Origin of the sequence: Rossellomorea oryzaecorticis, assembly GCF_038405515.1 — a bacterium.
In the GTDB taxonomy this organism is placed as follows: domain Bacteria; phylum Bacillota; class Bacilli; order Bacillales; family Bacillaceae_B; genus Rossellomorea; species Rossellomorea oryzaecorticis_A.
This window is the reverse complement of the sequence record NZ_JBBYAF010000085.1, coordinates 1-2,450: the sequence shown is the minus strand read 5'-3', so window position 1 is coordinate 2,450 and position 2,450 is coordinate 1. Positions and strand designations below refer to the sequence as shown.

General features: G+C 42.5%; 2 protein-coding genes. Both read left to right on the top strand.

The annotated features are described in order from the left end of the window. Positions 1 to 295: 295 nt before the first annotated feature. Positions 296 to 985 (top strand): DUF4129 domain-containing protein, encoded by a 690-nt coding sequence (locus AAEO50_RS20950; RefSeq protein ID WP_341986324.1) that lies wholly within the window; start codon positions 296 to 298, stop codon positions 983 to 985. A 56-nt stretch (positions 986 to 1,041) separates the two neighbouring features. After that, positions 1,042 to 2,244: a hypothetical protein gene (locus AAEO50_RS20945; RefSeq protein WP_341986323.1), complete on the top strand. Its 1,203-nt coding sequence runs from the start codon at positions 1,042 to 1,044 to the stop codon at positions 2,242 to 2,244. Positions 2,245 to 2,450 lie beyond the last annotated feature (206 nt).

Below are 2,450 nucleotides of genomic sequence, written 5' to 3'. Positions count from 1 at the left end.
CCCTCCGCTTTTCTTCCCGCAGGCTTGCCGAGGAGGCTCACGGGCTACCCGCGGAAAGCGAAGTCTTGCACGGAAATCATTAGCGGTATTAAGAGCCTGTACTGAGATTGTTCGTCTTTATGTGATGATTTTTAGTTTTCTCCCAGCCTCTTTTCATGTTGAATCCCCTCAACTACTATCCGCTATTAGAAAATCAGTAAATGAATCTCCCAAATCACCATACTAATTCCGTATTTCACTGCTATAATTAATACATGTAATATATTTCCTTTTACAATAGGAGCTGATAGATACCATGTATAAAAAGATCCTCTTCGGTCTCGTGTTTCTTATATTGATCTCAGCAGTCGGAATGGTCATTGGACGAACGTCCATGCTGGTAGCGGATAAGGTGAAATCCTTCTACAAAGAGGACGAGGGAGAAAAGCTTGGCGATCTGACAGAAGTGAAAGTGATTGATTATATACCAAGGTGGAGAGAGTTGGATGAAGATACCCGGGATGATGGTAGGAGACAGGAAGTCATCGTGTTGAAATGGGGAAAGGAAATCATCAAGGATAACATGACCCTGGTGGAATTCTTGAAAAAGTCCGCAAAGACCCCGCTCCCATATATCCTGCTTTTACTGTCATTCCTATTGTTCAGGTTTTATAAAAATAGAAAGAAAAAGAATACCAAACAAATAGACCGTTTTTTACTGAGTAAAGAGGGAAGGACCGGGAAATCTGTAAACGCAACCTCTGATGTAGAGCAAACGTTGTCATTGGAAGAGCTTCATCAGGTCAGGAAAGTGGTAAGGAAATGGGAAAGCGGGCTGCCCTTTTATCATAAAAAAAGACCCCATGAGACGCTTCATGAATGGTTCAGAAGAATTGACGGACCCCATGAAATCATTTCAATTTATGAAAAGGTAAGGTATGGAGGTCAGGAGTCTTCAGAACAAGAATTGCTTTTACTGAAATCGACCTTATCCAAGCGTGTTTAAAAAGCAGCAATTTTATGCTGTATTGCGAATGATTGATTTTTGAGAGGGGAGTGATAATGATGGAACTCTTTTTGTTCATGCTTTCAATTGTTATTGTCATCATACTATACCGTAATTCAGACCAAGAAGAGTCCTACCTATTCATGAAGCTTTTGGGGTATACCATCCTTGGAGCTTTCATGCTGGAAATAAACAGGGTGAAGCTGCCCCTGGGTTTCGTGGTGTTCCTTTTGTTTTTTCGTGACATACCAATCAATACCTGGGGTAAAAAGCGGGCGGCATACCTGGGACTTACTATCTTTCTGTTGTCGGTGATCATACCGTTCGTTGAGAAGGAATGGTATGAGCGGCCGAGAACCGTGACGCTGCAGGAGACCAACTTTTACGAAGGCAGCCTGTTGGAAGAATGGAATAATATCAAGAGGGAACTGGATGTAGATAATGAATATAGCGTTAAGTTAACGGATTTTAGAATGGTCATCGATAAACATGGGGAGTATGAACGATTAGATTTATCGATGGTCGATGAATCTCATCCTTATACAATTTTTTATAGGATAACGCTTTCCGGGGACGGGGAAGCGGTGAGAGTGAACAGAAGCAGATATGAAACGGAACAACGGGGAACATCTCCTTATACGGAAGCTGATTTTGTCCTGACGCAATTTGACCTTGTGACAAAATCAATGCTGAAAGATGACGGTATGAACTACTATGAGCTAAAGTCGGATGGACAGCGGATGGGCTATGCAGTAAGGGACCAGAAGAAATTCCGTGTGGACACCGCAGGGAAAAAAGAATTCCAAGACAGTGAGCTTCCGGTCGATGCCATCGTAGTCGATGTGTGCGGTACGGAGGGGACCATCGATGAACATGGGACGCTCTTCGAGTGTGATACGTATGAGCATTATCTTTTCGATGTACTGGAAAGGGAATTGGAGTTGAATTCAGGGACCGTTCTTGAAGTTGCAAGGAAAATCTCCCCTCAAATCGATCAGTGGCTGACGGAACACATCGGAGAGTATATCGGAAGCGAAAAAGATGGAGAGTTCATCCTAAAAAAAGACGGTGTAGAGAAGTCAGTATCGGAGCAAGAATATATAAAAGCGTTGAAAGAAACACCAGTGGTCGAAATCCATGAAGAAGGTCAAGACAAATGGGAAGTGAAGGTAGAAAACCCTTATGGGAAGGCACCTCATATCATGGAATTTGAAATGACAGGTAAGGGTCCGGAAATTTCAAAACTTCATTTCAGATAGATCCTCAAATTTAGGTAGAACGTTGATGTGGAAATCTCCGAACTGGAGATTTTTTAAAATTAATTTTCTCTTAATCAATGTTTAAATATGTTGTTGTATTTAGCTGGTTCCAGCTGTTGATTGGAGTGCAAGACGAAGACTCCTGCGGGAAAAGCGAGACAGGTGAGACTTGTCCAGCTCTGGCGGCTAGCCCCTCGAGGTCATAA

What these genes read in the sequence shown, in the direction of transcription:
- AAEO50_RS20950 (WP_341986324.1), top strand. Translation starts at nt 296, where the DNA reads ATGTATAAAAAGATCCTCTTCGGTCTCGTGTTTCTTATATTGATCTCA.
- AAEO50_RS20945 (WP_341986323.1), top strand. Translation starts at nt 1,042, where the DNA reads ATGATGGAACTCTTTTTGTTCATGCTTTCAATTGTTATTGTCATCATA.